We start from the raw sequence: 24,939 nt of genomic DNA, 5'->3' as shown, positions 1-24,939 counted from the left end.
AGATAAGTCGGATAGGCGTTGGGGAAACGCCCGAAGGAGATTATTGATTACTTGCGTACCGGAAGCCTCTTTCTGATTGCGTTATTTGTCGTCTACTAATTTAAATCCAGGCTCTAGTACGAGCTTACCGTACATGTCGAGAGATGCGACAAATACTTCGCGACCTCCATGATCTTTTCCAAAATATTCTTCTGTGTCTTCGTTAAGGATAGCATCGATAATCTCGCCGGCATAAGTTTCATTAATAATCTCGCCCCACTTATTATATACCGTGTCATCATACATAACTTTAACGCGAATGTTTGTGTCCATCTTTTCGTCCTCCCTTGAAAATTATACGAAATTAGCGTTTCCTTAAATATTATTCATTAACCCACGTAGGTACGCAAAATCGACAGGGAATACGCTGATTACAGGTTCATCGATCGAAATCTTTGTAAGTCGAAAATAACAAAAGACGCCATAATAACGTCTTCAGGAACTCCTTGTACATCATGGTACATGAGCATAAAAGGCTGGTTATCGCTGTGCGAAATCCAGCTGGCTCCTTCTACACCTGGCAGATGAGCTATGACAACAAATAATACACGCTTTCTGGAATGTGTTAAAAGTTCCTATTACCTTTACATCTTATGTATCAAGTTTTTATGTTGCTTGCCAACGTCCGGCTCTCGTAGTCTGGAAAATGTATCAAGTTTTTATGTTGCTTGCCAACTGCTCAGCCCTTAGAGTCTGAGAGCCAAGGAAAAATTTGAGAAGGGAAGACCCTAATAAGCCTTCTCAATGGCATTTTTAATGCTCTTGTCAGGTTACACGCCTTATTGAGAAACAAAGCGTCTCAAACGCTCGTCATTTATTTTGCACAGTTTTCTCTGACCCGTGTAAGGAGGTATGTGCATTGGGAAAGGTAAGTCTCCATTCAGAACATTGAAGGAGATGAAGTGAATAAATAGCGAATGTGTTGCTAAGTGAAGTTGAAAAGGTAAGACCGAAAATAATCCTTTTCTGTGAAATGGGGGCGGTGATCAAGCGCCCAAACCTCCATCTCACTTATTTTACGAGTATAGAAGACTCGCTAACCCGGAAATTTTTTATGTGGCCGCATAATAAGCATCAAAGCTTACAAGGGCATTATTTAAAGGGAAGGGAGACGCATCTTCCTTACCTAAGTGCAAGCCGAAGCAATACACCGCAATTAATATTCAGGTCACATGCCACCCATAATAAGACCCTGATGGGATTCAGTCGCAATTTGCATTAATGCGCTAAGTCTTATCGGCATGTTTAGCCCGATAATAGCCAATTACCTGTCTCTTTAAGATACAGACATCCAAGTTAACCTCGAACCCTCATAAATGACCATTATCCGACTAACCACAATGACCAGTTGTAGCTGTAAAGTCGAATTTAATGCTTTTGTTCGTTAGAAAGTGAGAATAGACATGTTTAGAAAAAGCTTAATCCACGAAGGGGCAATACCCCGCTAATATCCACTTGTCCGAAGCTCCAGCATTCCAAGTCCTCAAACAAATGAATATTAGCCGAGAACTGATATCCCACATATCAGTAATCAGCTTATTATTGACGACACCCCCATGCCATCAATAAAAGAACTCTAATTAATAAACCTGGAGATGAATGCGGGAGAGGATTTGCACCTCTCATGGATGACAATTCGCCAACTATTAGTCTTCTCTTGAAGGTTGGCCTCGAGATTCCCGAAGGTCAGTCATACCACCTCGATCTACGCGTTTACCTTTTTCGCCACCGCATTCTAGGGAAAAGGGAGGAAGATGCTACATTAAGCTTTCACTGCGTCTTTTAGTGCTTTAGCAGCCTTGAAGGCAGGTGCCTTTGTAGCTGGAATATCAATTTCCTCACCCGATTGCGGATTTCTCCCTTTACGAGCTGCACGTTCACGAACTTCAAACGTTCCAACTCCTGGAATCTTGATTGATTCACCTTTTGTTAGTGCTTCAATGATGACATTAAATACTGCTTCCACTTTAGGTGCAGCTTCTTTCTTAGTAACTCCTAATTTTTCTGCAACTTCTCCAACAAATTCTGTTTTGTTCATGTTTTAATTCCTCCTAGTGATATTGTTTATTTTTGTGTTAAAGTAAAATTACGGTAACGTTTGTGCTTCTTTTGAAAAACGGGAGACGTACTCACCCTTATATGTGGAAATTAGCTTTCTTTCTCCCTTATGGCGATTATCTCAAAAGGGGCTTTCAGACCAGTCATATCAAGGGTTCAAGGCGCTTTTTTCGTTAAACTTTTTCCGGTAAAATCGCTGTACCCCTTGGGGGAGTAAGGCTCAGGGCACTTTCTATTTCGCTACCAGTTGTTTTCTCTTCCATTCTCTTTTTCTTATCTTTTCTCGTTCATTTAAACATTTTGTACAGTACTTTTTCTTGTTTCCTTTATTGCTTATAGGTTTCAAGCAGCTTAAACATACCTTCCTGTTCTTTAAGTTTATTGCTAAGTTATTTAATAGAATCTCACCAAAGCACTCCCATAATGTTGATTTAAATTTGCTTTTCTTTTTATATAGGTACTTTGCTAAAACATCAGCAACATATTGCTCGTCATTATGGATTTTCAACAATCTGTCTTTGATAACCTTATAAACATAAAGTTTTTGTCCAGGCTTAATGTCCTCATCATTCATGAGCCATTTCTTGTTCTGGTCTAATCGTTTATATTCACGAATAATTGCATCGTCCAATTTAATATCCTTGTTCTTGAGTAGGAAGCGATAATCGAACTTTCCTGCAACAGCTGCGAAATTAATTCGGTCAGAAGGGATAATGCAGTCTAACTTATTTACTGTGCTTTCATTAATAAACTCAACGCTATGTTCTTCTTTATCCTTTGCGTTGATGAAGAAGTGGGGGACTTTATTTTTTATGTAATCTTTGATTTTTTCATCAACATGATCAGGACGGGTAGGCATGAACAAGGTTTTTGCAAAATCAATAGTAAAGTTATTTTCCATGCATAACCATTTGATCACGTCCAGGTTTATATTGTCACTGTTCCATATCTTAGTGATGTTGTTACTGTACTCCCCGATATTGATTCCGTAAGCAAGGGTTAGTGCTTCATAGATGTTCCTGCTATTAATCTCTTGTTTCTGGGCTACTGACATTTCATAATACAAAGGAACGATGTTCTCCATATTACGCTTGGCAATATTGACGATTAACTCATCAGAAATAATTAAGGCCTTATCCCCGTCATTATCAAACTGCAGCAACTTAGATATCGGATCATGAATGCTTGTGTAAACACCTGGGGTAATGAACCACTTTTCATATTTCTCATCTTTTTTGTTCCACCTAACACCATGCTCTCTGAATAGGTGAGGGGAGCGGAGGATGTCAATATACCCTTCATCATATAAAGAACAATGGACATCACTTCCTGAAAGCATTCCTTTTGGATTCTGGATATTCAGAAATAATTTTTCGCAGAAAGCATATAGATCAGGGCATAAGTATGTATAACGAGCACCATCAACAAGCAATTTTCCTGATTTGGCATCTTTAATCATGCTTTTCTTTTTATTTTTAATAATTTCTTTCGTGTGATCATCGTTAAGAAGTTCTGGATATAGAAGTAAAGCGTCCTGAAGAGCTGTCCGATGTTTCTTTTTCTCCGTAGCTCCAAGAACTCTTAACATGGTTTCTTTGTCAGTTCCCAATGTGGTAATCTCTTTTACAGTCTTTGAGCTCATTTGAATTAATTCTTCATCGGAGATATCTGTAAGTGTCTGGAGCATTTGATAAGTGAGCTTACCTTCAACAGAAGGGTCTTCTTCGTTGAGTTTTGCCCCTAAGCATCCATATTTTTTATAATTATCTTGATATTCTTCCCACGATGAATAATACTTCCACATTTTAAACTGGCTTTTAGTGAAGATAATTTGAACATCATCTTTCACTACGTCCCATTCCTTGCCGTATATATCAGTTACTTTAAAAGCTTTGTTTTCCTCAGCAAATTTACGAAAATCAAAAGGGACTAATAAACCCTTTACCCACGGGAGCCTTACCATGAAGCTTTTACGACTTAGAGTGGGGAGTATCATTCCGCAGCCATCTGTATGCTCAATGGGAATGTTCATTGTTTTTCGTGTGATTTCGTAGGTGTCTCGGTCAATATAGTCAACAAGGCTTGATACATCCGTTTCTAGGTCGTTAACAACAATTGCTTTATCAATATCGATCTCCCAAGGGCTACTGGCGCTGTTAGATAAGGCCATATAGCTATTCCATTTGTTAATGCTGCTCCCACCAAGGGAATTAATCTTTTCAATTCTCAAGCCACAGGTCAAAGCATCCTGATACTTATCGTAAGTGCTTTTTTTTATGAAACATGACTTCTTTGTGCGAATTTGACCGGCACTGCTTGTGAAATAAACGTATTTCTCATTGTTATGTAAAAATCCTTTGTCAATAATGTCTTTCAATACTTCAAAATGATAAGTTTGTACAACCATGATTTCCTCTGAAAGGGTATTTTCTTTAATCCCTAATGTACGGGTCAACACTGAATCAAATAAAGAAATTACTTTATTATCCCTTAAACTGTCAGTTCGAAGTGTTCTTATGTCATTATGTTCTTCGAATGCAGAATAGAGGCACTCTTTAAGGTATGTAATTCTATGTGATATGTATTTCTTATGTTTATTATTTACATTGTCTAATGTTTTAAGATAATCTCTGTATCTATAAGACTTCAAAATCTTATTATGTAATGAATTTTCTTTGTCATTATAAAATGCTGATGTGTCTACGCTGTATATGTGAACTTGCTTAGACAATCCATCTTTTTTTCTTTTCAATCAATCCCCTCCATTTAATACTTATATTTTATTTTTTAATATTAATAATCACTCCTTAAATATTTATAAACCAGTTTTTTATATGTAATCGATTCTTTATCAATAGTACCGAAGAGTTTGAAGTCCTCATAAAGCTCACATTCGCTTTGTGTAGCCCAATCATTTTGCACAATTGATTCTAGAAATTCAATTACGTGAGTAGTCATGTATGTTTTCCGCATATCACACCTCCTTGTTCTTGTTTATATTATATACTTATATTTTATTTTTGTCTATGGTTTTCTGAGCCGAAAAATTACTTCAGCTCAATAAGTTCAAAAATTTCTTTGATGTCGCAATCCAAGACTTTTGAAATGACAAGAGCATATGAAAGTGAAGGGGTATACTTACAGAAACCACTCTCATCATTTTTAGACCATCTAGAAATCTGCTGTTTTGTTACACCGGTTTTTTCTGCAAGCCAAACTTTTTGAATACCTCGTTCTTTTAAATAAGGTTCTAAATTGGTTTTTATTTTGTATTTCAATAATAACCATCCTTTCTTATTTAAAAGATACAACACTAATACCTTCATCTCAATCGAGTTATTGATTTTTTAAATGTAATGTTCTTTTTGTAAGCATTAATGATTACAATAGTTGCAGAAAATGATTACTTCGGATATTATCATATTGGGTAATCTTTTATCCAGAAATATCAAGCCTGATCATTTTGTGGAGGGAGTAATTTTGGGGAATTATTTTGAGTTGATAACTTCAAACCTAAATTTTGATGACTTGTCAATTTTGACTTTTCTTTCGGAAAGGGGAGCAGACATTAAAGTTAAAGCAATTTCCAAAATTGAAATCAAAGATATAGCTATTGAAGCAGGTACGCCTTTGACAGAAGCAGCTTTAAGAAAGTCATTATATCGGCTTGAAGCTCTTATGTTTATAAAAATTGTGGCTGGGGCTAGATCCCACAAAGTAATGTTAACTGATTACGGATACGAAGCTTTGAGATATCAATTAGAAGGGGAGAGGGTTTAATGTTTGGATTTATTGGAGTAGGTCAGGCCGGTGGAAGTGTTGCAGATGAAGCAATGAAGAGAGGATTTCATTCTGTTGCAATAAATTATTCACTTTCAGACCTTAATTCATTGGTTAATGTCCAGGATAAGCTTCATCTGGTTGGAACAGAAGGAGTTGGCAAAGAAAGAAGTGTAGCAGCGAAACATATGAAAAACAACTGGGAATCTTCTATTGAGTTTATAAAGAACACAATGGAAAAGCCTTCAGTTCAAGTCATTTTTGTTGTTTTCTCTGCAGCTGGTGGAACTGGTTCAGGGGTAGCTCCTATATTATTAGAATTGTTAAACGAATGTCTTACTCATAAAACAATAGTTGCTGTACCAATCCTTCCTGACAACAATGAAGTATTGGTTAACCAGATGAATTCACTGGAGCTACTTGATGACTTATCTATGCCAGATACATGTGTTTTACCTTTGGATAATCAAATGGTTTTGAGTAAATATGATGGAAAGATTTCAGAGAGCAGGCTTTACAAGGAGACAAACAAGATGTTCCTTGATTTAATTGAAGTCTTACTCAATTACACGGATAGAGGATCAAAGATCAGTACATTAGACAGGAAGGATTTAAATCAGCTTTTTGACACACCAGGAATCATGACTATTGCTCAAACAGACCTCAATGAATTTACAAATGAGGGCAAGTATTTTGATAAGCTGCATGAAGATATACAGAAATCATGGAACAATTCGATATTCACTCCAGTTGAGTTTACAAATGTGATGAGAGCTGGAGTTATTCTGGATGTTCATGAATTCTTAACAGAGCATATTTCGTATAATGAACTGTTTAATGTCTTTGATAACAAAATGCCTTTAGACTTATTTAAGGGGCATTATGAAAAGGGGAATAGGGCGATAACCATTCTTAGTGGATTAACCTGGATCAATGAACGGATGAAGCAGTTAGACGATCTAATTGAAACAGGGAACACTGAGATGAAAGAAACAATTGTTTATAAAGCTAGAAATCGACGTAGAGAGGATTTATTTAAACCGAAGAAACTGGAGAGCAAGGAATCGAAAAAGACCTCGTATATGGAGGCACTGAAGAGACTAAAGCGCTAATTTTAAAGGGAAGCTGCCTACTAAGGTGGCTTTTTTATTTTGATTTTTAATGACCCCCTGGTGATCGTGAGCTGAAAAAGTGCTTATCGTAAATGAAGATCGGAAAGGGGTAATTAGTTGAAATAGCAATGTTTTAGGGCTGTCAAAGGGGACAATAGGTGTTTTGTGATCGTAAAACGTAGGCAGGAGAGAGGGAAAGATGTCGTTCAGTTAAAAATCTGATGAAAAAGGGAAGAATGAGGGGTGGAAAAACATTGATATTATAGGCTTTTACGATAGCGATTACGATGTAAAAATAGGGTGAAAAATGGGAAAGTGAAAAAATAAGTTGGGTGTGGAAATGGAAGTGCTAGGGGTACATTTGTTCCTGTTTTTTGGCCTTTAGATGTTAATACACCCCCATATACTGGTAATGTAATGCACATATAATATCCGTTATACCTGCATTTGAGGATTTCAGCCATTAAACAGAGTCTTTACCACGATTACAAACGAAAAACAATATTTATTTTTAAAAATTAAATAAGAATGTACTTTAAATATGAATGGCCATTCATCAAAAATAATCGTGTATATAACGAGAGGGAGCAAATCGAAGTCTTATTTTTTATTCTTCATCATAATACTATTCCAATTCTCCGCACTAATCACATTCATAGTCTTCCTTCATCCTGTTTTCTACTCTCACATATCCATTACCGCACATCATGCTATATCATTCCTTACCTTATCACCATAGTAATTCACAGACATCTCTTCAGAAGCATTCTAATACCTTTCTCAGCCTTCTTATCTCCAATCTCATACCATAAGTCTGTTTAACTCCACATCCTCATATACGCAATTATAATGGACAATACACTATCCACTAACACGATATAAAAATAAAAAATAAGTATAATAATTGTATACATTTAGTTTGGAAAATGTTATAATAGATACATAGGGAAAGGAGGTGTACATAGTGCTTGAGAAAGTGGGTATAGCAATTGCTTTTCTTATTCCTATCACGGTTTTAATCATCAACTGTTTAACAATAGTTGAGAAATTCCAAAACATAAAGAAGAATAAGAAAAGCAAAAAGGAGAAAGAGATAGACAAAAAAATAAAGCGTATACGCAAGCGACTCCGACCAAAGAGAAAACGCAAACGTACACGCAAATAACATCTCTAAAGGGGAAATTAATCCCCTTTAGTTGCTACCCATATTATAACATGATCAAGCACTTTGTAAACATGAAACGATTCTCATTGTGGTTTACGAACATTACATTTGTTGTTTTATTCTTATTGTTCCTCCTCATCAAAGATTACTTCAGCAGCGGAATACAGTCGCTTATCACGATTGTCTTTATAGTAACATGTGTTATCATCGTTTTGTTATGGATCATTTACTTTGCTTTACGCGGAAAGAATGTAGACAAGTCTAACTAAACATCACACTATATGGTGCTTATTTGAGATGAGCGGGACAAATAAATGGACTGTCACAAATGAACCTGGAGAAATTGCATCTATGTTGCCATTGTAAACAAGTGATCAACAGTGCAATAATGATTCATTTTCTAGGCTGGAAGGATACTTTAATGATCTTGAAGAGAGAACTAACTATTGAATTTAAGGCATGAGAAGGAGCGGTAAAATGTTTATCGTTCCTTTTTTAAAAAGAAAATATAAGGGGATAAAATTTGAAAAAGATTAAAGTGATTGATTCCATTATGGGATCTGGTAAAACAACATACATTATTAAAATGATGAATGAGGCACCGAAAGATGAACACTTCATTTTCATCACACCTTATCTTGACGAGGTAACAAGGATAAAGCGGTCATGCATCAGTAGAAAGTTTTACGAACCGAAAATACATAGTGAGGAGGGTGAAACACTCTATAAACTGGACTCATTGCACAAACATTTAGCGGAAAACAATGACATTGTGACAACTCATGCTTTGTTCAGTATGGCTAATGAAACAACTAAAGAATTGATTTATTCGGGGAATTATACACTCGTACTTGATGAAACAATGGAAGTAGTAAAGAAATTAAATATATCTAAAGATGATTTAGATATGTTGTTTCAAAATGAATGGATTAAGAATCAAAACGGCATAATCATATGGAATGATGATCAAGAAAAGAATCTTAATAGGGAGTATAGAGGAGAATTCCAAACGCTTAAGCAGTTAGCCAAGAGTAATAACTTAATTCTGCACAATGATTCCGTACTTTTTTGGCAATTCCCAGTCGACATTTTTACTCAATTTAAGCAAGTATACAACCTTACATATTTGTTTGATGCGCAGATACAGAAATATTATTATGATATTCATGGAATTGAATATGAACTTTATGCCGTAGTTAAAGACAATCACAGCTACAAATTGATGCAACACAATAAACAGTTTGATAAAGCAAAGAAGGATAAACTAAAGAATAAAATTAGAATATATGAAGGTGATTTAAATAAAATCGGTGATGACTATTACGCGTTATCAAAAACGTGGTTTGAAAAACGGTCAGTGTTACATAAAAGACTAAAGAATAACATACTTAATTATTATCAAAACATCATTAAATCAAAGTCTAAGGACAATCTATGGACAACGTTTAAATCACATAAGAGCAAGCTAAGTGGTAAAGGATATACAAAAGGGTTTTTAGCCTGTAACATCAAGGCAACAAATGAGTACAGCCATAAGAAAACATTAGTTTATTCAATAAATAGGTTTGTCAATCCTGCAATTGATGATTACTTTAGATCTAAGGGAATTGATATTAACGAAGATAATTTTGCACTTTCTGAAATGATTCAATGGATTTGGAGATCAGCAATTAGAAATGGTCAAAATATCGATATTTATGTTCCTTCATCAAGAATGAGAAAGCTGTTAAAAGATTGGCTTGAAAACAAGATATGAATAAGGCGTATGAAAAAAAAAGCAATAAATCGTTTTTGAAACCCTTGATACGTAAGGGTTTGAAGGGGGTCTTTCGTAGAAGAAAAGAGGTAAAAGGGATTGTAGCTTATTTAAGATTAATTCGTGATCCGCATGATGATGCAGCCTTTCGAGATATTTTCACACTAAGAAATGATCCATTTCGTTATTTTAGCAATAAAAATTTAAAAGATGTTGAGTCATTTGCCGGACAAACAAATATGTCCCTATATGAAGCCATGTTAAATATGAGATTTGATCGTCCGACTCAAAACGATAATGTCTTAAAATTTCAAAGTATGATCAATAAACTTCAAATGCAAGTGCTTAAAGGGATTGGTGTAGAAGAATTGATCGACAATGTAGTTAAAACTTTTAGAATGAATGATTACATAGAAGAAAAGTATCTTGATGAAGATGAGATAATCGATAGAAAAGAATCTCTACATACCATGAAAAAGTTTGTTAAGAATAACAATTTAGAGCAGTTTATAAACTTTGCATACGGAAGTCAGCCGAGTAAAAAGACAAAGGAAAATGCGGTACGATTAATGAGTATACATGCAAGCAAGGGGCTAGAGTTTAAACATGTATTCTTAATTGGTGTTGAAGATGGAAAGTTTCCACATAGAAAAAGCGATCTTTTAGACGAAGCAAGGTTATTTTATGTTGGTGTAACAAGGCCTAAAGAGAGTCTGTATCTTAGTCAAATTGGTCACTGTAATATGTTTTTCGATGAATATAGGCAAAGGGAGCTCGTTTGTTAAAAATCTAAATAAAAACACCATTTCATGCTAAACAGGATTCGGGCTGCCTACATAAGAACAGCCCTTGCAGTTAGCTCGCAATCCTTGTTTTGACTGGTTTGTTTTTCTTGATATTACGTAATTTAAGAGCGGGTTTTTCCACTATTCTGTACGAAAGAAATGCGATTGCAGCAGTGACAACAATTAGAACTATAATCAGCGGGTAATCTGATAGTGACTTATAAATTCCGGTGTACAAGAAGATGTTGATAATCACCATATGCCATATGAAAATTCCCATGCTGATATCGTCTAACCTGTTTAGCTGCCACAATATCTTCGGCCCATTGTATCCGAACCACACGATCGCATAGCTCAAAGGGATAAACCATAAAAAACTCCATAGTGTACTGTTTATTGAACTGAGATGTAAAAGGTCAATTTTAAAGAATAAAAATAAAGTAACAGAAGAAAAAAATAAAACGATATACTGCGGCGACTTATTCCATGCCTTTGCCCAGAAGATTCCCAAAGTGAAATAAAACATTTGCGGCAGGAAAGAATGTAAGTATAGGTTACCGATAAGACTCCCAGGCAAGAACTTTAAAGTTACGAAAGAAACCAAAACACTTAAAGCGGAAACAGCAAAAGAACAAAGAATCATTTTCTTAAATCCGAAACGTTTAAACAACCAATAAATAGCTGGTAACACTAAGTAAAAGCTAATTTGAACAGGAATTGTCCAAAGTGAATCGTTAAGGCGACCTGTGCCAATATGATGGAATATGTCAGGGAAGTATTGAGGGTATAGCACAAGATTGCTCAGAAGCCATATCCAGTAATCTTTTGTAGTGAATACTGTTAATGAAAGAGCTCCTAGAACAATTAACAGTACCGTGGAGGTAATAGCATAGGTGTATATTGCGGGTGCGATCCTGATAATTCGGCTCCAATAAAAATCGGTTATATTGTTTCCTTTAAGCTTGGATCTCTCATAAGAAGTGAAAAGGAAAAATGCGCTTAGAAAAAAGAAGATTGATATACCGGTGTGAAACATTGCTTTACTCTCTGGAGTATAACCAAAGACAGAAATGTTTAGATCTCTTGTAGCATGACCAACTAACACACATAGAGCAGCAAACAGCCTGATAACAAAGAAACAGTTAGAATGTTTTACGTTCATTAAAAGAACCTCTTTCCTATACCATATAGCGAATAAGCAGTAAGGGTGCCTATAAGCAGTGATGATTATATCATAAAAATGGAAGAAATGTTCTTTGAAATGAATATTTTTGTTCTTTATATAATTTTTTGTGTGATTTATGATGATATTGATATATATAGACACACATAGATACTCATAGATACATGTATATCTTGCTGTATCACGGTGAACACAGATAAAGAAGGAGTTTCATTTCCTGGGCTAAGTACCGATATAAATCATGGAAAAGAAGCAGGAAGGAAAATACAGAAAATTATGAGGTAGGTTTGGAGATGTGAATATTTTAATTTTACCCAGGAGGAGGCCTTATTAAATTTAAGTTTGAAAAATAAGAATAAATATAAAATAAATTATTGACTATTTTAAGTAGTCGTTGTATACTTAATTTACAAGATGAAAATAAAATTATCGAATGGGAGAGGTCAACATGACAAAATATAAACTTTTCTATGGCGTGGGCGGTTCAATAAACGATATCACAAGAGATGAAGAAGCTTTTGATTTTGATAGTTATGACGAGGCTATTAATATTGCTAGGCAGCAAGCCTTTGAAGCGTTTGAAGATTACGAAGTGATTTGTAGAGTATTAAGTGTTGAAGAAAGAATGCAACAAGAAGGTTTAACAGAAGAAGAAGCCATTGCTGAGTACGAAGAAGATGTCGAATCTTTTATTGAATATGGCGCAGAAGAAGTAAAATAAAAAGTCTCTGTGATGACATCCTATTATAGACCACCCCCTTTTTTAAATGTAGTATAATTTGGGAAGAGGGGGAGTGGATATGAAAAAGTTGGGTTTGAGTATTGTTGCAGTGTCTTTAACTTGGTGTTTGAGTAGCGGAAGTACTTTGGCCAAGATTACAAAAGATGAACATAAGGTCAGCTTTAAAATGACTGAGAATGAAACGGGCTTCTTTATGGCTGATGACACCAATCTCGAGTATTGGCCAACTAAGTTGGGATACAGGTTCACCATTTACAATGCTGAAGGTTGTACATTAAATTTTAAACTCCAAAGAATTACACTGGCAGGTTATGATTTTACTCTAAGTGAAAAGAATTTCACGGGAAATCATTTGAACTTGAGCGCAGAGGATAAGGTGAATGGTGATGCAAACAGGAATCATTACTTAAGTATCACAAAAGGAACCGGCTGCGGTGACGTCTGGATTAAAGGCTTTTATGGATTCGAACATGATGAGCCGGATGATGATTGGTAAGCTTAATACATAGTCAAGGTATATCCTTGACCTTTTTTATGGATATAATGATAATTTAAAGTGATCATACATAATGAAGTGGGGTAGTTAAATTGATTAAATCAAATCTAAAGCCGATATTAGACGAAAGGAATATCAGTATTCGAAAGCTGTCCAATGATATTGAACATGGTTTTAATACAGTTAGGAAACTTTATCATGACGAAATGGAGCGGTACCCAAGGGATCTGTTGGATAAAATTTGTACATATTTAGACATTGAGCTGCATGAGCTGTTGATTTACAAAAAAGATTAAAAAGATATTGATCACTTTAAGTGATCATGATATACTAAAGTTACAAAAAAAGTAAGGAAATGAAAATTTCCCAGATGTAATTTAAAGCGCACATTCAACAAAAGGAGAGAGAATATATGAAAGATTATTCTGTGAAATTTTACGATCAGGACTATATGCTATTATCTGAAATAATTAAAGCCGAAAGTTTAGAAGACCTAAAAATGAGCGCGGATAGCAAAGCGAAAACCTTGATGGATGAGAATGGAGTTAATGAGATCACTTGGACAGCAAGTGACGTTGTACTTGAAGGAAAGGTTATAGAGTAGGAACACAAACTTAATTAGAGGAGGAAAGGCAATGATAATACAAGAAGAAATCATCTTAATGGAAGCACTTCTAAGAGATGTAAGGGGTAACTGGTCAGATGAAATTATATCCAGGTTGACAGAGGCAAACCGGATTGCCAAGAGTCACAATTTTGAAGCAATAGAGAAAAAAACTCGTGGAATTTTAGACGCAGAAATGACAGGAAACAATAAGAATTTTGACGGGAGATGTTTTAGATCAGACTACAAATCAGGCGGTTATGAAGGCTTGAGCGAATTTTATGGTGGAGACGGCAATTTTAAATTGAAAGCCAGATCAAAAGAATTTTTGCAAAAAGTGGACGAGCTGATGACAAATGACTGGCTTATCTTTCCGGATTTTGACGAATACAATCAATGCAATGTTTAAATAAAATCGTACTTTTAACTAGATAGGGGTGCAATATGCAACTAATCAATGACACAATTATTCTAACTAAAGAAATGAAAGATATTTTAGGTGATGTGGTGGAATATGCATACATAAAAAAGCCTTCCTGGTCGAGTAAGCAAGATTTTGAAGGAGTTTACTCAGAGATGTTGGGACAAAAGGCAAGAATAGAGCCGGTTGATTCCTACCCGATTTTCGTTAAATTATCAAACGGCAAAACATTTACACTGTGGTCATCTGAGTGGGGCGGAATAAGATCTGAAACGGAAAAAGGATACTTAAACGACTAAAATAATTAAGTTAAAATCATTCTTTCATCTTAATAAATGAAGGAGAGTACATAATGTATAAGTTCATATCAGAGTTAAATTTAGACGACTCGACAATTCATAAAATGGAGATATCTAAAAGCTTTAAATATATTGGTGGTTTTTATATGTATAATCCCCGCCAAAATGAAATTCAACTCCCAGAAGGAGAATCATCTTCGCTCAGTGATTTAGCCCATTTAAGTTTTAATTCTTATGACTGTGAAAACCAAATGATTGCGGATATGAAAAGGGAATTCACTGAAGAAAAGCTATTAAATATTTTTAATTCTAAGTGCCCAGAAACAGCTTTTAATGACGCTGCTTCAAGAATCATTGAAAAATATAATTAAGGTGGGTTTTAATTGGCTAGTGATAAAGAATGGGTTAAAATAAGCGAACTTTCTGAAGAAGAAAAACAAAGCTTGACTGCCGGTACTGAAGTTTTGCTGCATGATAATTATTATAATGGGTCATCAGATAAAGCTGCCTTGATAAGAAAAAAAGGTTCTCAAGGAAAACTAGAAGGCCAGTATTACGAATTGACCGGCCAAATGGTTAGAATTCTTTTCGGAAGCAGAAGCTTAAAAGTCCCTTCTTCTTTATTATCTGTTCCAGTTACAATCGACAGGAAACAGGAAGTCGAACTAAATCTTTCACCAGTCCAAATTGTTAAAGTTGTGAAGTCATTAGAACTGTTACTAGACTTAGACAAGGAAGAATTTAAGTTTAATCGAGATGAGATTGCCCTATTATTGGGGCAGCTAAGTGAAAATCTAGATAGTAATGGTATTGATCCTGACAGAGTACTGAACGAGCTGTTCTCAAGGATTGATTAAGTTGTAATGAAACCAGTCATTTATGGAGAGAGAGCTAGTAGTTATAGACTGTGCGTACTACGGCAAAGTTTTTAAAAGGAGTGATAATATGAAGTTTACCTTGTTGCAGAATGCAATCGATTCTTTAAAATCAACTTATAATTCTCTTGAGAAATATAAAGAAATTGCAATAGGAGGTGAACATTTAGTGAAAGATGCAGTTCTTTCTTTAAATCATGCAAATGAATTACTTTTTAAACACGTACTGAAGGAAGAAAATGAGTTTTTGATATTCTCTGATATTCATAAATATATGTCCGCGAAAGAAAAAATGATTGAGAAACAGAAGAAAAATGTGTTTGAAGTAAATCCAAACTTAAGCACTGTGGGTTTTTATGAAGCCATACGCAGGTTGGAGTTATTGTGTGAAAAGACCGTGCCTGACAATTTCAAGAGTGCATTGTTATACATAAACAAAAAAAGAAATGAAATCACTCATTATGAAATTGATATGGATCAAGATGAGTTTAGGTTGTTTATTGAGAATTTAGAAGCTGCGTATGAGATGACCATTTCATTCTTTTCTGAATATGAAAAGGAATTAATTTTATTGTTATCTGAAGCGCGATTTGAAGTTTCCCTTGAAATTATCGATCCTGATGTCGAAGCAATGGCGCATGATTCTTACATCGAGTATATGGAGGAAATGATGCCTTAATTTGTTGTTAAAGAGAAAGGAGCGAACAAATGATGTTCAAAATGATAACTGTCTGGTACAAATACGATGATAAAGGTAACGAAGCCAAACTAAATCATATTGAAGATGGATGGGTGAACGGAGAATATCCAAAGCCAATAGATCCGTCATTCACAAATCAAGAAGCGTGGAAGAAAAGTGATTGGGAAAGGAAACATGCTTACTTAGATGAACAGTATCGAGTATTGAGCGTTCCGCCAGCTTATTGGATTAAATGATGAGATAAGAAAAATTATAAATTGAAATGGGCTTGAAGACTATGTATTCAACAAGAGATTGAGATACATAAAGACACTATCATCTGAGGTTTAAATCATGAATTTAATAATGCTCACGGCAAGTATAAAGGCGGATGTTCCAAAGAAGATATATCCATAGCTCTTTTGTTTCTTTGAAAGTAATTCCAGCCCGACTATGATAAAAAGAACTGCAACTAATACCTGAAGAGAAATCAACAGGAATCCACTTTGATTAAACAGAGAATACACGGCTAGTAACAACGCCATAAATGAAATGAGAATTTTTGTAGCTTTTAGCATGCAAACACTCCTAAGGTAATTTGGTTAACCTTATCACGTTGCAGACTTTTTTTGCAGAGGCAAAGGGATCAAGAACAAGCATTATTTTATAGGGGGAGACCAATAAATGATCAAGGTTTACACAATAGGTCACAAGATACCAGAAAAGATTAAGTCATGCATCTCTGAATGGGATTATTGGTCTTGGATTGTAGTTTCCAATACTGCAAAGAGGAACAAGGATGCGAAACGACTAATAGAGAAGATTGAAACTGATCCAGACAGGATTGCAGAATATAAAACTGAAGATGGAATTGAAGTATATGTAAGCTACATGGATCCAGTGAAATAAAAAAGAGCATTAAAACTAAATGCTCTTCTTCATACCACACCTACGACACTCACGTAAAAACACACCACTTTTTACTGAACTCTTGAACAAAGCATAATCACAGTTGTCACAGCGGCCATATTTAACATCGGGATACTCCTTATAATCATATACAATTGTTACATCGTAGCCATTAGTCTCAAAATCTTTCTCTTCCATTAAATTTCACCTACACAAAGTATTTAACACTACTATAATACCAGACGATGTATATAAGGAGGGTTTTAATTTGATTGGAATAGCATATTTCTTAATACTCTGGCTTGGTATTGGCTTTCTAACGGGATTTAAGGCCTTATTTGTTGATCAGGTTTATGATGAAGAGTTTAAGCAGGAACTGATTGATTCATTTTCACCAGGTATGGAGCAGAATATGATTGAACTGTTCTTTAAGAATAAATTAAATATCATGGTGTTTTACATATTAATTGGATTGCTGCCACTGGCCATAAAAATTGCTGGTCTGTTGAAGAGGGGTTAGCTATGCCGGTTATCGATAACTTTTTTGTTATTCAATTTGATAATGATGATTACTTCAAGTCATTTAAATTAGATGGAAGTGGTTATAAGACATCTAAGGGGCTTCATGACGCTTCTAAGTTCACTACAATGTCAGAAGCTTTAGTGATCTCAAACGAGCTGCACACAGAGTTTAAAGTCATTTCTGCTATAAGACAAATTGAGGTTATTACTAGGTGAGGAGTGTTCAGGTGTACTGGATTGAATGGATTGAGGATGGGAAGAAGAAAAGTATTGTTGCGGATGGCTGGGTTGAATGGGCTTCAATCCTGGAAGACCTTTATCAGCAACGATTTGAGTATGTTGAATGGAAGAGGCTTTAAAAAACAGAAGTCTAAATAAAATTAATGTAAAGGGAGAAGGTTTTAGAATGGAAGAACTAAATCATTATAGAAAATGCCTTAGTGTGAATTACGAATCCATTATTTTATTGGTAGCAACCCCAAAAGGGAAATATCCTTCAAAAAGTGTTGATTTAAAAACAAAAGAATTTGTTAATGAGATATTATATAAAGAGTATTACATTGATATTTATGAAAAAGGTAAAAAAGAAATTCTTCAGGATACAGCGTTTAAGCTTTTTACATTGCCATTAATCGGAGATTCATTTGATCACAAAGTAAATAGGACTGTTGCGAATAGCAGGGCATCTGAAGATAAAGTTGAGGCATTTTTTGTATTACAAAGTATTAATAAAGAATTTCAAGAAAACAATTCAAATATCAACATAGATAATGCAATAAAGAGAGGAGAAGAGAGTGCTAAACTCTTTTTAAATTGTTACCCATTAGGTACACATGATGTTTCCGTGATACCGGTTGAAAGAGGGAACGAAGGGGTAGAGCTATTACTTGACATGAAGTTTAAAGATAATGCCTCTGAGTACTATTTTGATTTCACATATTTTGGCGGTTGATGGACATGGATGAAACATTTATCAATAATCTAAATAAGAACAAATTTGAAAATGAAGAGTTTAAAAATGGTTTTAGAGCAGGAGCTGAATACAAAGATCAAATGGAAAAACGGATACGCGATCTTGAATCAGTGCTGCTTGAGTTTATTGGGTATGAAGACGAGTGGCTACTGACAAAAGCGGGCTTAAATAAACGTACTAGGTCAGTCTTAGTTGACATGATTATTGATCAGCGTTATCTTCTTCACACTCTCTATAACAAATTAGATGAAGAAACAAAAAAGAAGTTAAAAAGTGAAATTGAAATGTGTATTTGGCCTGGTGATAAGGAGCAATAAAGATAAACTCGGACTAAATATCTTTAAGGCACAGTAAGGATTCTTATTGTGCCGGTTCAAATAAAATACGAATTTTAAACAGATAAAAATAAAAAATAAGTATAAATGATTGACTAAATTGTATTTATTCTGTATTATAAGACTATAAATAAAGGAACATATGAAAAGAGGGGAAATGAATGGAGCTTATAAGAATAGCTATGCGGAAAGATTTAGAAAATGATAAATCACTCATGAGCAAATGGGCTGCGGTAGCCGGTCTTAAAAACCCAAACCCTCTTTACGATTTCCTAAACCATGATGGTAAGACTTTTAGTGAATTTAACTCGATAGTTAACATTGTGAAGAACCACTACCCTGACCGAGAATATGAACTCATGGAAAATTACTGTCTGTTGCTTGACCCAAATACTAAGGCTGCAAGAAGCGCACTGGAATATGCAGACGCTAACAGTTTTAATACTCTAACTGATAAGCTGGTAGAAAAAATGAGCATCGCCTCTAATTTGAAAAGTAAAGAGTACGGAAAAATTTACGAGATACATAGGAAGCTATCAAAAGGAGAAATAGATGTTCTAGAAGCATCAAAAAATATTGGAAAGTACAGAATTAAAACTGATGAAATGAATATTTTTTCAAAAATGATTCCCATGTACGACTATTTAAGTAAAGGGAACTTCTCTCCGATGAAGTCTTTACTGAAGCAAATAGACCTTAATGATATTAAAGAAAATAATTATTTGAAAAAGTCGTTTGAGACTAGAATTTACGTTCTTTTATCTAATATTTATTTAAATGAAAATGAACTTGAATTGTCTAGAGAGTATGCAAAAAAAGCGATTAAATCAACTGATACCAAACGTTTTTTGGTTTTTAGTTATCTAACAATAGGTACGTCCTTTATTTTTTCAGACTATGCCTTAAGCAAGCAGAATTATTTATCTGGCTATGAAATTGCAAAAGGGAACAGTGTTTTTGAAGAATTCTTCAAGAGAAATTTGAGCTTTTTAAATAACTTTTGGAATAAAGAAAATCCATGGATCAACTACGATTCAAATGCAGTGACTGATGTCCAAGAAGTGATTTTTGAACTTATAAACCAAAAAAAATTGGAGAGAGCTTTAACTTTGTTAAAGAGTCTGGAAAGAAAAAAGCAAAACGAAAATGACCTTGGATTTCATTATTACTTAGAGGGTCTTATAACGAATGATAAAGAAGCATTTTATAAATCGGTTGAATATTTTAAACTTTCGCAAGACAAGCTTTTTATTAAAATGCCTCTTATTAAATTGGAGAGTTTGGGTGAGAATCCAAGACTACTAAAAATTATTTCTATGTAAACAAATAACTGAAAGGAGGTGATATTATGAAAAAATTATTTATGGGGATTACAATCGCGGCAGTTCTAATGTTTTCGTATGCATCAGTCAAATTAGCCTCAAATGAACAGGCTTCAGGTGATTACGAAGTGGCAGGCGTTGTTCGGGGAGCTTAGCCATTGACACATAAGGGGATATTTAGTATCATTTTACTTAATTTAATAACTTAGAAATGGAAGACGTTTGGCTCTCGCGAGCTAAGCGTCTTTTGTACTTTAAAGACACTCACGAGATTATTTAATTTTTGAAAACTCTAGTGGGACTCCCTATACATATTGAAACCAAATAATGAAAAACAAAATAATTTTCAAAGCGCATTCGAAAAAAGATTAAAAAGAATGTGCTATTTGTCGTTAAAACATCTTTACTTATTAGGGTTAATGCATTAAAATGAATTTAGAAATAAAAAGAAAAAATAAGTATTGGTTCAGGAGGAGAAATTATGTCGGCTATAAAGTATTTGCAAAGCAGCATGACATTACATAAAACCTTATATCAGAATAAGTTTGAAAATATTGCACATAACGATTTCTTTGCAAACGAAAAGGAATTAGAAAAAGAAAAAATAAAGAGAAGGGAAACCGTTAGAAAGGAAATGACTAAGGGCTATATGAAATTATTGAGCGCGTGTAAGGAGGGTTAAGTACCCATGCAAGTAGTGGATTTAAAGGCTACTAAGAAGAAAATTAGCAGTACTAAGAGCATTGACGAAAACTTTACTAATATGGCTGTTGAGACGTATCTAAATAGTATTTTGGACATCAGAAAAATCATACTTAACGCAAAGACTCAAAGCGACCTATTTAAAGCAAAAACGGAAGTGAAAGCATTGCTCCAGGATATAGAGCACGTTCTCAGAGGCGGAGATGCGCTGTATAGAACTGCAGAATCTAATCCTCATTATGCTACGCTTATAGCTTTTATGGAGAATTTAAAAACACATATCTCAATTGAATTTGAGCAATTTATTTATAAACCGCAGCTCTAGGGCGGGCATATCCTTATTATACATAACTTATAAGGAGGATCCTATGACAAAGCGAATTAAAAAGCTGATGGAAGAACGCAACATCACAATGGAACAGATTGCAAAAGAAACAATGATTAATATTGATAAAATCAAGAAAATCATTAATGAACCGCATGAGGGAGATGTAACTTCCGTTAAGCTGATCGCTTTGGTACTGGATGTTTCCATTGATGATCTTATTGATGATAACGAATTTAAACGGAAGGAGGAACAAGACGATGAGTGCAGAAATTAAACCTATTAAGGAATACAAGGTGTTTGAGGATATTATGAGCTTTCTCTACACCAAAGACATAGCCAGCAGCTCAGGTAACTCAAAGTACCAAACTCAGGATTTAACTGCTGTTTCTAATACACGAAAAAATTATGCATGTGATATAAAGCAATTTTTCAGAATCATAAAAGAAAAAGAAATCGAATATTTGTCTGAAAAAGATTTAGAAATCACTAAAAGCGACCTTGCGGGGTATATAAAACATCTTCAAAGTAAAGGACTTGTAAATAAGAGTATTAAAAGAAAATTAGCATCCTTAAGAATGCTATATAAATACCTTAACCACGATTACAAAGAATTTATTGATTTAAGCGTATTTGACTCTGTTGGAAAGTTGAAAACAGTTGAGAAGAATTGGGGAAGAACAAACAAAGAAGAAGCTGATCTTATAGCCGAAGATATGTATATTAACGAACGTCAAAAACCATTACACAAAAAACTGTGTGTGAAGGCAGCAGCAAGAACTTCTTTTCGTCTTAGCGCATTATTAGTTTTAAGATGGATTGATTTTGAACTTGATCCGACGACCGGTCATTATGTGGTTTCAGTTTTAGACAAGGGCTCTAAAGTGGTGTCTACTGGGATCAATAAATCTTTTTATGAAGAGCTTTTAGAACTAAGAGATGAAAACGCAGTCGACACGGATTATGTTTTTAAAGGTCTATCTGAGCAATCTCTAAGACATTCTCTAAAACGGTCTAAAGAAAGGTTGGGAATACCGCCTGAGAGGGACTTGAAATTTCACTCTTTTAAGGGCGTGGGTATTGACTATGTTTACGAACACACTGGCCACGACATATTAGCTGCGAGGGAGCAAGGTAATCATAGCAGTGTAGCAACCACTGAACGTTATATGAGTAAAAGAAAAGATATATCCAAGGCTGCAGGCGTTATTATGGATGAGGACATTGAAATTGACATTCTTTATGAAGCTAAAAAAGAAGATTTTATTTCTTTTTTTGAAACAGTGGAACCGTCAATACTGAATAAATTCATTAAATTCCAATCGGAATCAAAAGAGAAATGATTATAATAATTATTATTTATTTTTCTCTTGATAATAAAGTTTCCCTTTGGTAACTTTATTTTAGCAACATAATATGAGGTGATATAATGACGGTAATATTTGACCAATCTGCAAATGAGAAATTGCTCACCGAAATGAGAGACGTGTTTTCTGAAAAAAAACATATACGCTCTTTTATAAATGATGTCCAAATAGGTATGGCGGAGTTCAAAATACCTCCTGGTACAACACAAAAAATAATTAACGAATTAGAAAATCCAGAGTTAGACCTTTCTAAAGAATACATGTATTTTTTAGCTAAATGCCTATTCAAGATTCTTGAATCAGAAAGGTTTAACCCTGCCAATTATTTTACTGAAGCCGATATGCAGGATATTGAAACGCTTTGGGAAGGTGAAGTGGAAGACGAAATTAAACTTCCTTACACCTTTAAAAACGCTGTTAAATACTCAGATAGCAATTTAACATTCCAGATTACTGCTGAAGAGCTTTATCGTCTATTTGAAAATAAGCTACTTCATTATAATCCGAATGCTCAAAGAACAAATAAAACCAAGAAACTTGAAGGAACTGATATTGAAATACCCGTTCCTGAATTAAATAAAAAATCAGTAGATGAAATTAAAGAGTTGTTTAAAGAGGGAAAATTAATAAGCTCAATGTTCACTTTTAATGCACGTGTAGGCAGCGCGGATGAAGGAATTGAGTTAATATATGACGAAGAAAATATGTCTTTAACAGTAACTGAAGGTACAATTTTGGACGTGCTGGACGGGTATCATAGACTTATCGGGATAACCACTGCTATTAGACAACATCCTGAATTAAAGCATTTGCTAAAGCGTGTGTTCAAAGTAGACATATACAATTACACTCAAAAACAGGCTAGAGAGCATTTTGGACAACAGAACACTATAAACCCAGTGAAAAAATCTAAGGTTGCTGAGATGAGTCAGCATTATTTCTCGAATAAGATCGTTAAGTTTATTCAAGATAACAGTCTCATTGGCGATTACATTAAGACCAACAGTGACTGGATCAACCGCGGGCAAAACCTGTTAATTACTTTTTCGGATTTCAAGAAAGCTGTTGAACGCAACTATTCTAAAAAGGATTTTAGCAATCAAGCAGACATCTTGAAAACCGGGAGATACTTAAGTGCCTTTTTTGATGCTATGGCCAATATTTATATTGATGAATTTTTAGGCAGTATTGCAGACGAACGGAAGCGATCTCTTGTTAACGCCAATTTGTTTTTTAACGGCTATGTTCAATTAGCGAAACGATTACAGGAATCAGATGTATCGATTGATGATGTAGAAAATAAGGTCGAAGAGATACTAAAACAAATTGATTTCAGAAAAGACAATCCTCTTTGGAAGGAGCTTGGGGTCATTGATAATAACGGTATTCCGAGAGCTCCTCAAAAAATTTGTGACTTCTTCAGAGAAATTGAGATAGAGCAGCAATTTAATTAGCTTAGGAGATGTTTGATGCAATGTTCAATAGTGATATTAAGGAAAAGTATTTAGATTCTGTTACAGAGGCAGTAGCTCACCAGTTGAGACCCTTGTTCTCAAAATCAGAAATAACGGAAAATCTTTATAAAAAAGATATTTATGATTTCACTTCAGTACAGATTTTAGAGCTAATACGATCATTCGATCAAACAACAATTGGGAGTGTAAAAAGAACATTATCATTATTGTCAATGTATATCGATTGGGCAGCATCTTATAATTTGAGCAAGGGTACTGTAAATTTAGCGAGAACTATATCGAATGAAGAGCTATATGGGTGCTTAGGTGGTAAAAAATTATACATCTCCTATAGTGAACTGGAAGAGATGCAAGAAAAACTGCTCAATTATCAATCGAAAGCAGTTCTAAGATGTTTGTTTGAAGGTATCTCAGGTATGGCGCACTCCGAACTTCTTAGTCTTTCACGGCAACAAATTGAAGAAGCAATGCTAAACGGTAATGTTCTAACATTGCATGACATAAAGAATGGAGATCGCAAATTAAAAGTTAGTAGTGATTGTCTCATAATTGCATTAAACGCTTCAAAGGAAACCATGTATCAATTGAAAAATGGTAGAGGCGAAGGCTGGGCAAAAGAAGTCTCCCTGGTGGACAATGACTATGTAATAAAAACTAAAATAACTCGGGGAAAAAATGAAGGGCAAGCCGGTAGACATATAATCACAAATTTAATTACGGATATCTCAGAATTCTTTAAAATAAACTTTCTTACGCCTAATACAATTGTAAGGTCAGGTCATCTTTATCGAGCGTATCAGCTTTATAAAGAAAGAGGCGTTGTCGATAATGCCGTTAGATACCAGATCATCGATGATTTTAATTTAGTTGTTAGTAATAGATCTAGGGCTGTTTACAGTATGAAAGATTACGTTAATGAAGAAGTGATAAAAAAGCTTTATGCAGAAGAGTTAGGTTTAAAAGAAGAAGAATTAATTTAAATTTTATTTCCCTGCCCAGCTTAAAGCTGGGTGTT

Annotated in this window: 36 protein-coding genes and 1 pseudogene; 29 read left to right on the top strand and 8 right to left on the bottom strand. The window is 34.6% G+C overall.

Annotated features, from left to right (window positions below; all coding sequences use genetic code 11):
- Positions 1-81: 81 nt before the first annotated feature.
- The 5 genes and pseudogenes from NQS30_RS11735 to NQS30_RS11715 all read right to left on the bottom strand — a co-directional run bounded on the left by NQS30_RS11735 (position 82) and on the right by NQS30_RS11715 (position 5,375).
- A complete protein-coding gene (locus NQS30_RS11735; RefSeq protein ID WP_122504338.1) occupies positions 82-312 on the bottom strand; it encodes a hypothetical protein in 231 nt (76 codons plus the stop codon).
- Between the two features lie 766 nt (positions 313-1,078).
- Positions 1,079-1,190, bottom strand: a pseudogene (locus tag NQS30_RS11730) (hypothetical protein); the annotation flags it as partial.
- Between the two features lie 611 nt (positions 1,191-1,801).
- Positions 1,802-2,077: an HU family DNA-binding protein gene (locus NQS30_RS11725; protein ID WP_077722257.1), complete on the bottom strand. Its 276-nt coding sequence runs from the start codon at positions 2,075-2,077 to the stop codon at positions 1,802-1,804.
- A gap of 252 nt (positions 2,078-2,329) precedes the next feature.
- On the bottom strand, positions 2,330-4,849 hold the full coding sequence (locus tag NQS30_RS11720) for a hypothetical protein (RefSeq protein ID WP_218791670.1): 2,520 nt from the start codon (positions 4,847-4,849) through the stop codon (positions 2,330-2,332).
- 295 nt (positions 4,850-5,144) lie between these two features.
- On the bottom strand, positions 5,145-5,375 hold the full coding sequence (locus NQS30_RS11715) for a helix-turn-helix transcriptional regulator (protein WP_014472522.1): 231 nt from the start codon (positions 5,373-5,375) through the stop codon (positions 5,145-5,147).
- 202 nt (positions 5,376-5,577) lie between these two features.
- Between NQS30_RS11715 and NQS30_RS11710 the strand changes: the two genes are divergently transcribed.
- The 5 genes from NQS30_RS11710 (at position 5,578) to NQS30_RS11690 (ending at position 10,695) form a co-directional block, all read left to right on the top strand.
- The gene (locus NQS30_RS11710; RefSeq protein ID WP_122504336.1) at positions 5,578-5,877 is read left to right on the top strand and encodes a hypothetical protein; all 300 of its coding nucleotides are present in this window, start codon (positions 5,578-5,580) and stop codon (positions 5,875-5,877) included.
- Entirely contained in the window at positions 5,877-6,989 is a 1,113-nt protein-coding gene (locus tag NQS30_RS11705; protein WP_218791671.1) for an FtsZ/tubulin family protein, read from the top strand. Before NQS30_RS11710 ends, NQS30_RS11705 begins: the two co-directional genes overlap by 1 nt.
- A gap of 964 nt (positions 6,990-7,953) precedes the next feature.
- The gene (gene yonT, locus NQS30_RS11700; RefSeq protein ID WP_122504334.1) at positions 7,954-8,154 is read left to right on the top strand and encodes a type I TA system toxin YonT; all 201 of its coding nucleotides are present in this window, start codon (positions 7,954-7,956) and stop codon (positions 8,152-8,154) included.
- Positions 8,155-8,677: 523 nt separating this feature from the next.
- A complete protein-coding gene (locus tag NQS30_RS11695) occupies positions 8,678-9,910 on the top strand; it encodes a hypothetical protein (RefSeq protein ID WP_218791672.1) in 1,233 nt (410 codons plus the stop codon).
- The gene (locus NQS30_RS11690) at positions 9,907-10,695 is read left to right on the top strand and encodes a 3'-5' exonuclease (protein ID WP_232603456.1); all 789 of its coding nucleotides are present in this window, start codon (positions 9,907-9,909) and stop codon (positions 10,693-10,695) included. Before NQS30_RS11695 ends, NQS30_RS11690 begins: the two co-directional genes overlap by 4 nt.
- A gap of 70 nt (positions 10,696-10,765) precedes the next feature.
- Here NQS30_RS11690 and NQS30_RS11685 read toward each other — a convergent pair whose 3' ends face one another.
- Entirely contained in the window at positions 10,766-11,857 is a 1,092-nt protein-coding gene (locus tag NQS30_RS11685; protein ID WP_218791673.1) for an acyltransferase family protein, read from the bottom strand.
- A gap of 469 nt (positions 11,858-12,326) precedes the next feature.
- Here NQS30_RS11685 and NQS30_RS11680 point away from each other — a divergent pair, with 469 nt between their 5' ends.
- The 10 genes from NQS30_RS11680 to NQS30_RS11635 all read left to right on the top strand — a co-directional run bounded on the left by NQS30_RS11680 (position 12,327) and on the right by NQS30_RS11635 (position 16,251).
- The gene (locus tag NQS30_RS11680; protein ID WP_113766192.1) at positions 12,327-12,599 is read left to right on the top strand and encodes a hypothetical protein; all 273 of its coding nucleotides are present in this window, start codon (positions 12,327-12,329) and stop codon (positions 12,597-12,599) included.
- A gap of 79 nt (positions 12,600-12,678) precedes the next feature.
- A complete protein-coding gene (locus tag NQS30_RS11675; protein ID WP_053574281.1) occupies positions 12,679-13,116 on the top strand; it encodes a hypothetical protein in 438 nt (145 codons plus the stop codon).
- Positions 13,117-13,208: 92 nt separating this feature from the next.
- The gene (locus tag NQS30_RS11670; protein ID WP_218791674.1) at positions 13,209-13,412 is read left to right on the top strand and encodes a helix-turn-helix domain-containing protein; all 204 of its coding nucleotides are present in this window, start codon (positions 13,209-13,211) and stop codon (positions 13,410-13,412) included.
- Positions 13,413-13,528: 116 nt separating this feature from the next.
- Positions 13,529-13,720 carry a hypothetical protein gene (locus tag NQS30_RS11665; protein WP_218791675.1) on the top strand — a complete coding sequence of 64 codons (192 nt, stop codon included), beginning with the start codon at positions 13,529-13,531 and terminating at the stop codon, positions 13,718-13,720.
- Between the two features lie 31 nt (positions 13,721-13,751).
- Entirely contained in the window at positions 13,752-14,129 is a 378-nt protein-coding gene (locus NQS30_RS11660) for a hypothetical protein (protein ID WP_218791676.1), read from the top strand.
- Positions 14,130-14,164: 35 nt separating this feature from the next.
- On the top strand, positions 14,165-14,440 hold the full coding sequence (locus NQS30_RS11655; RefSeq protein ID WP_218791677.1) for a VOC family protein: 276 nt from the start codon (positions 14,165-14,167) through the stop codon (positions 14,438-14,440).
- Positions 14,441-14,493: 53 nt separating this feature from the next.
- On the top strand, positions 14,494-14,811 hold the full coding sequence (locus NQS30_RS11650) for a hypothetical protein (RefSeq protein WP_020954144.1): 318 nt from the start codon (positions 14,494-14,496) through the stop codon (positions 14,809-14,811).
- Positions 14,812-14,823: 12 nt separating this feature from the next.
- Entirely contained in the window at positions 14,824-15,297 is a 474-nt protein-coding gene (locus tag NQS30_RS11645) for a hypothetical protein (protein WP_020954143.1), read from the top strand.
- An 88-nt stretch (positions 15,298-15,385) separates the two neighbouring features.
- Positions 15,386-15,994, top strand: coding sequence for a hypothetical protein (locus NQS30_RS11640; protein ID WP_113766188.1), 609 nt, complete (start codon positions 15,386-15,388; stop codon positions 15,992-15,994).
- A 29-nt stretch (positions 15,995-16,023) separates the two neighbouring features.
- Positions 16,024-16,251: a hypothetical protein gene (locus NQS30_RS11635; protein WP_113766187.1), complete on the top strand. Its 228-nt coding sequence runs from the start codon at positions 16,024-16,026 to the stop codon at positions 16,249-16,251.
- A 90-nt stretch (positions 16,252-16,341) separates the two neighbouring features.
- Here the strand turns inward: NQS30_RS11635 and NQS30_RS11630 are convergent, their stop codons facing one another.
- A complete protein-coding gene (locus tag NQS30_RS11630) occupies positions 16,342-16,572 on the bottom strand; it encodes a hypothetical protein (RefSeq protein WP_113766186.1) in 231 nt (76 codons plus the stop codon).
- 106 nt (positions 16,573-16,678) lie between these two features.
- On the opposite strand from NQS30_RS11630, the gene NQS30_RS11625 reads away from it, so the two are divergent.
- A complete protein-coding gene (locus NQS30_RS11625; protein ID WP_199022568.1) occupies positions 16,679-16,903 on the top strand; it encodes a hypothetical protein in 225 nt (74 codons plus the stop codon).
- A 15-nt stretch (positions 16,904-16,918) separates the two neighbouring features.
- On the opposite strand, the gene NQS30_RS11620 is transcribed toward NQS30_RS11625, so the two are convergent.
- Positions 16,919-17,101, bottom strand: a complete 183-nt coding sequence (locus NQS30_RS11620) for a DUF8096 family protein (protein ID WP_041482308.1) — start codon at positions 17,099-17,101, stop codon at positions 16,919-16,921.
- Positions 17,102-17,171: 70 nt separating this feature from the next.
- Between NQS30_RS11620 and NQS30_RS11615 the strand changes: the two genes are divergently transcribed.
- From NQS30_RS11615 to NQS30_RS11555, 13 genes are all read left to right on the top strand, one after another.
- Positions 17,172-17,423, top strand: a complete 252-nt coding sequence (locus tag NQS30_RS11615) for a hypothetical protein (protein ID WP_218791678.1) — start codon at positions 17,172-17,174, stop codon at positions 17,421-17,423.
- Positions 17,424-17,425: 2 nt separating this feature from the next.
- Positions 17,426-17,641, top strand: coding sequence for a hypothetical protein (locus tag NQS30_RS11610; protein WP_218791679.1), 216 nt, complete (start codon positions 17,426-17,428; stop codon positions 17,639-17,641).
- Between the two features lie 11 nt (positions 17,642-17,652).
- Complete coding sequence (locus tag NQS30_RS11605; protein WP_124692914.1) at positions 17,653-17,784, top strand: hypothetical protein; 132 nt, start codon at positions 17,653-17,655, stop codon at positions 17,782-17,784.
- Positions 17,769-18,377 (top strand): hypothetical protein, encoded by a 609-nt coding sequence (locus tag NQS30_RS11600; protein ID WP_218791680.1) that lies wholly within the window; start codon positions 17,769-17,771, stop codon positions 18,375-18,377. Before NQS30_RS11605 ends, NQS30_RS11600 begins: the two co-directional genes overlap by 16 nt.
- 5 nt (positions 18,378-18,382) lie before the next feature.
- Positions 18,383-18,715 (top strand): hypothetical protein, encoded by a 333-nt coding sequence (locus NQS30_RS11595; protein WP_218791681.1) that lies wholly within the window; start codon positions 18,383-18,385, stop codon positions 18,713-18,715.
- Between the two features lie 179 nt (positions 18,716-18,894).
- Positions 18,895-20,055, top strand: a complete 1,161-nt coding sequence (locus NQS30_RS11590; RefSeq protein ID WP_218791682.1) for an AimR family lysis-lysogeny pheromone receptor — start codon at positions 18,895-18,897, stop codon at positions 20,053-20,055.
- A gap of 26 nt (positions 20,056-20,081) precedes the next feature.
- Complete coding sequence (locus NQS30_RS11585) at positions 20,082-20,210, top strand: lysogeny pheromone AimP family peptide (RefSeq protein ID WP_142746847.1); 129 nt, start codon at positions 20,082-20,084, stop codon at positions 20,208-20,210.
- A 326-nt stretch (positions 20,211-20,536) separates the two neighbouring features.
- Positions 20,537-20,737 (top strand): hypothetical protein, encoded by a 201-nt coding sequence (locus NQS30_RS11580; protein WP_218791683.1) that lies wholly within the window; start codon positions 20,537-20,539, stop codon positions 20,735-20,737.
- A gap of 6 nt (positions 20,738-20,743) precedes the next feature.
- A complete protein-coding gene (locus tag NQS30_RS11575; protein WP_218791684.1) occupies positions 20,744-21,082 on the top strand; it encodes a hypothetical protein in 339 nt (112 codons plus the stop codon).
- 43 nt (positions 21,083-21,125) lie between these two features.
- Positions 21,126-21,359 carry a helix-turn-helix domain-containing protein gene (locus NQS30_RS11570; RefSeq protein WP_218791685.1) on the top strand — a complete coding sequence of 78 codons (234 nt, stop codon included), beginning with the start codon at positions 21,126-21,128 and terminating at the stop codon, positions 21,357-21,359.
- Positions 21,343-22,425 carry a tyrosine-type recombinase/integrase gene (locus NQS30_RS11565; protein ID WP_218791686.1) on the top strand — a complete coding sequence of 361 codons (1,083 nt, stop codon included), beginning with the start codon at positions 21,343-21,345 and terminating at the stop codon, positions 22,423-22,425. The genes NQS30_RS11570 and NQS30_RS11565 overlap by 17 nt, the downstream gene beginning before the upstream one ends.
- An 86-nt stretch (positions 22,426-22,511) precedes the next feature.
- Complete coding sequence (locus NQS30_RS11560; RefSeq protein WP_218791687.1) at positions 22,512-23,903, top strand: DNA sulfur modification protein DndB; 1,392 nt, start codon at positions 22,512-22,514, stop codon at positions 23,901-23,903.
- A 20-nt stretch (positions 23,904-23,923) separates the two neighbouring features.
- The gene (locus NQS30_RS11555; protein ID WP_218791688.1) at positions 23,924-24,904 is read left to right on the top strand and encodes a phage lytic cycle repressor MrpR family protein; all 981 of its coding nucleotides are present in this window, start codon (positions 23,924-23,926) and stop codon (positions 24,902-24,904) included.
- The last annotated feature ends 35 nt before the right edge of the window (positions 24,905-24,939 follow it).

Source organism: Bacillus sp. B1(2022), from assembly GCF_040259625.1.
GTDB lineage: Bacteria > Bacillota > Bacilli > Bacillales > Bacillaceae > Bacillus > Bacillus velezensis.
Note: the sequence above shows the minus strand (reverse complement) of the source record. Positions and strands in the feature narration are given on the sequence as shown.

What these genes read in the sequence shown, in the direction of transcription:
- NQS30_RS11600 (WP_218791680.1), top strand. Translation starts at nt 17,769, where the DNA reads ATGGAAGAGGCTTTAAAAAACAGAAGTCTAAATAAAATTAATGTAAAG.
- NQS30_RS11685 (WP_218791673.1), bottom strand. Translation starts at nt 11,857, where the DNA reads ATGAACGTAAAACATTCTAACTGTTTCTTTGTTATCAGGCTGTTTGCT.
- NQS30_RS11725 (WP_077722257.1), bottom strand. Translation starts at nt 2,077, where the DNA reads ATGAACAAAACAGAATTTGTTGGAGAAGTTGCAGAAAAATTAGGAGTT.
- NQS30_RS11590 (WP_218791682.1), top strand. Translation starts at nt 18,895, where the DNA reads ATGGAGCTTATAAGAATAGCTATGCGGAAAGATTTAGAAAATGATAAA.
- NQS30_RS11735 (WP_122504338.1), bottom strand. Translation starts at nt 312, where the DNA reads ATGGACACAAACATTCGCGTTAAAGTTATGTATGATGACACGGTATAT.
- NQS30_RS11555 (WP_218791688.1), top strand. Translation starts at nt 23,924, where the DNA reads ATGTTCAATAGTGATATTAAGGAAAAGTATTTAGATTCTGTTACAGAG.
- NQS30_RS11620 (WP_041482308.1), bottom strand. Translation starts at nt 17,101, where the DNA reads ATGGAAGAGAAAGATTTTGAGACTAATGGCTACGATGTAACAATTGTA.
- NQS30_RS11655 (WP_218791677.1), top strand. Translation starts at nt 14,165, where the DNA reads ATGCAACTAATCAATGACACAATTATTCTAACTAAAGAAATGAAAGAT.
- NQS30_RS11565 (WP_218791686.1), top strand. Translation starts at nt 21,343, where the DNA reads ATGAGTGCAGAAATTAAACCTATTAAGGAATACAAGGTGTTTGAGGAT.
- NQS30_RS11680 (WP_113766192.1), top strand. Translation starts at nt 12,327, where the DNA reads ATGACAAAATATAAACTTTTCTATGGCGTGGGCGGTTCAATAAACGAT.
- NQS30_RS11635 (WP_113766187.1), top strand. Translation starts at nt 16,024, where the DNA reads ATGATGTTCAAAATGATAACTGTCTGGTACAAATACGATGATAAAGGT.
- NQS30_RS11675 (WP_053574281.1), top strand. Translation starts at nt 12,679, where the DNA reads ATGAAAAAGTTGGGTTTGAGTATTGTTGCAGTGTCTTTAACTTGGTGT.
- NQS30_RS11650 (WP_020954144.1), top strand. Translation starts at nt 14,494, where the DNA reads ATGTATAAGTTCATATCAGAGTTAAATTTAGACGACTCGACAATTCAT.
- NQS30_RS11575 (WP_218791684.1), top strand. Translation starts at nt 20,744, where the DNA reads ATGCAAGTAGTGGATTTAAAGGCTACTAAGAAGAAAATTAGCAGTACT.
- NQS30_RS11625 (WP_199022568.1), top strand. Translation starts at nt 16,679, where the DNA reads ATGATCAAGGTTTACACAATAGGTCACAAGATACCAGAAAAGATTAAG.
- NQS30_RS11660 (WP_218791676.1), top strand. Translation starts at nt 13,752, where the DNA reads ATGATAATACAAGAAGAAATCATCTTAATGGAAGCACTTCTAAGAGAT.
- NQS30_RS11560 (WP_218791687.1), top strand. Translation starts at nt 22,512, where the DNA reads ATGACGGTAATATTTGACCAATCTGCAAATGAGAAATTGCTCACCGAA.
- NQS30_RS11610 (WP_218791679.1), top strand. Translation starts at nt 17,426, where the DNA reads ATGCCGGTTATCGATAACTTTTTTGTTATTCAATTTGATAATGATGAT.
- NQS30_RS11595 (WP_218791681.1), top strand. Translation starts at nt 18,383, where the DNA reads ATGGATGAAACATTTATCAATAATCTAAATAAGAACAAATTTGAAAAT.
- NQS30_RS11570 (WP_218791685.1), top strand. Translation starts at nt 21,126, where the DNA reads ATGACAAAGCGAATTAAAAAGCTGATGGAAGAACGCAACATCACAATG.
- NQS30_RS11585 (WP_142746847.1), top strand. Translation starts at nt 20,082, where the DNA reads ATGAAAAAATTATTTATGGGGATTACAATCGCGGCAGTTCTAATGTTT.
- NQS30_RS11665 (WP_218791675.1), top strand. Translation starts at nt 13,529, where the DNA reads ATGAAAGATTATTCTGTGAAATTTTACGATCAGGACTATATGCTATTA.
- NQS30_RS11705 (WP_218791671.1), top strand. Translation starts at nt 5,877, where the DNA reads ATGTTTGGATTTATTGGAGTAGGTCAGGCCGGTGGAAGTGTTGCAGAT.
- NQS30_RS11580 (WP_218791683.1), top strand. Translation starts at nt 20,537, where the DNA reads ATGTCGGCTATAAAGTATTTGCAAAGCAGCATGACATTACATAAAACC.
- NQS30_RS11640 (WP_113766188.1), top strand. Translation starts at nt 15,386, where the DNA reads ATGAAGTTTACCTTGTTGCAGAATGCAATCGATTCTTTAAAATCAACT.
- NQS30_RS11630 (WP_113766186.1), bottom strand. Translation starts at nt 16,572, where the DNA reads ATGCTAAAAGCTACAAAAATTCTCATTTCATTTATGGCGTTGTTACTA.
- NQS30_RS11690 (WP_232603456.1), top strand. Translation starts at nt 9,907, where the DNA reads ATGAATAAGGCGTATGAAAAAAAAAGCAATAAATCGTTTTTGAAACCC.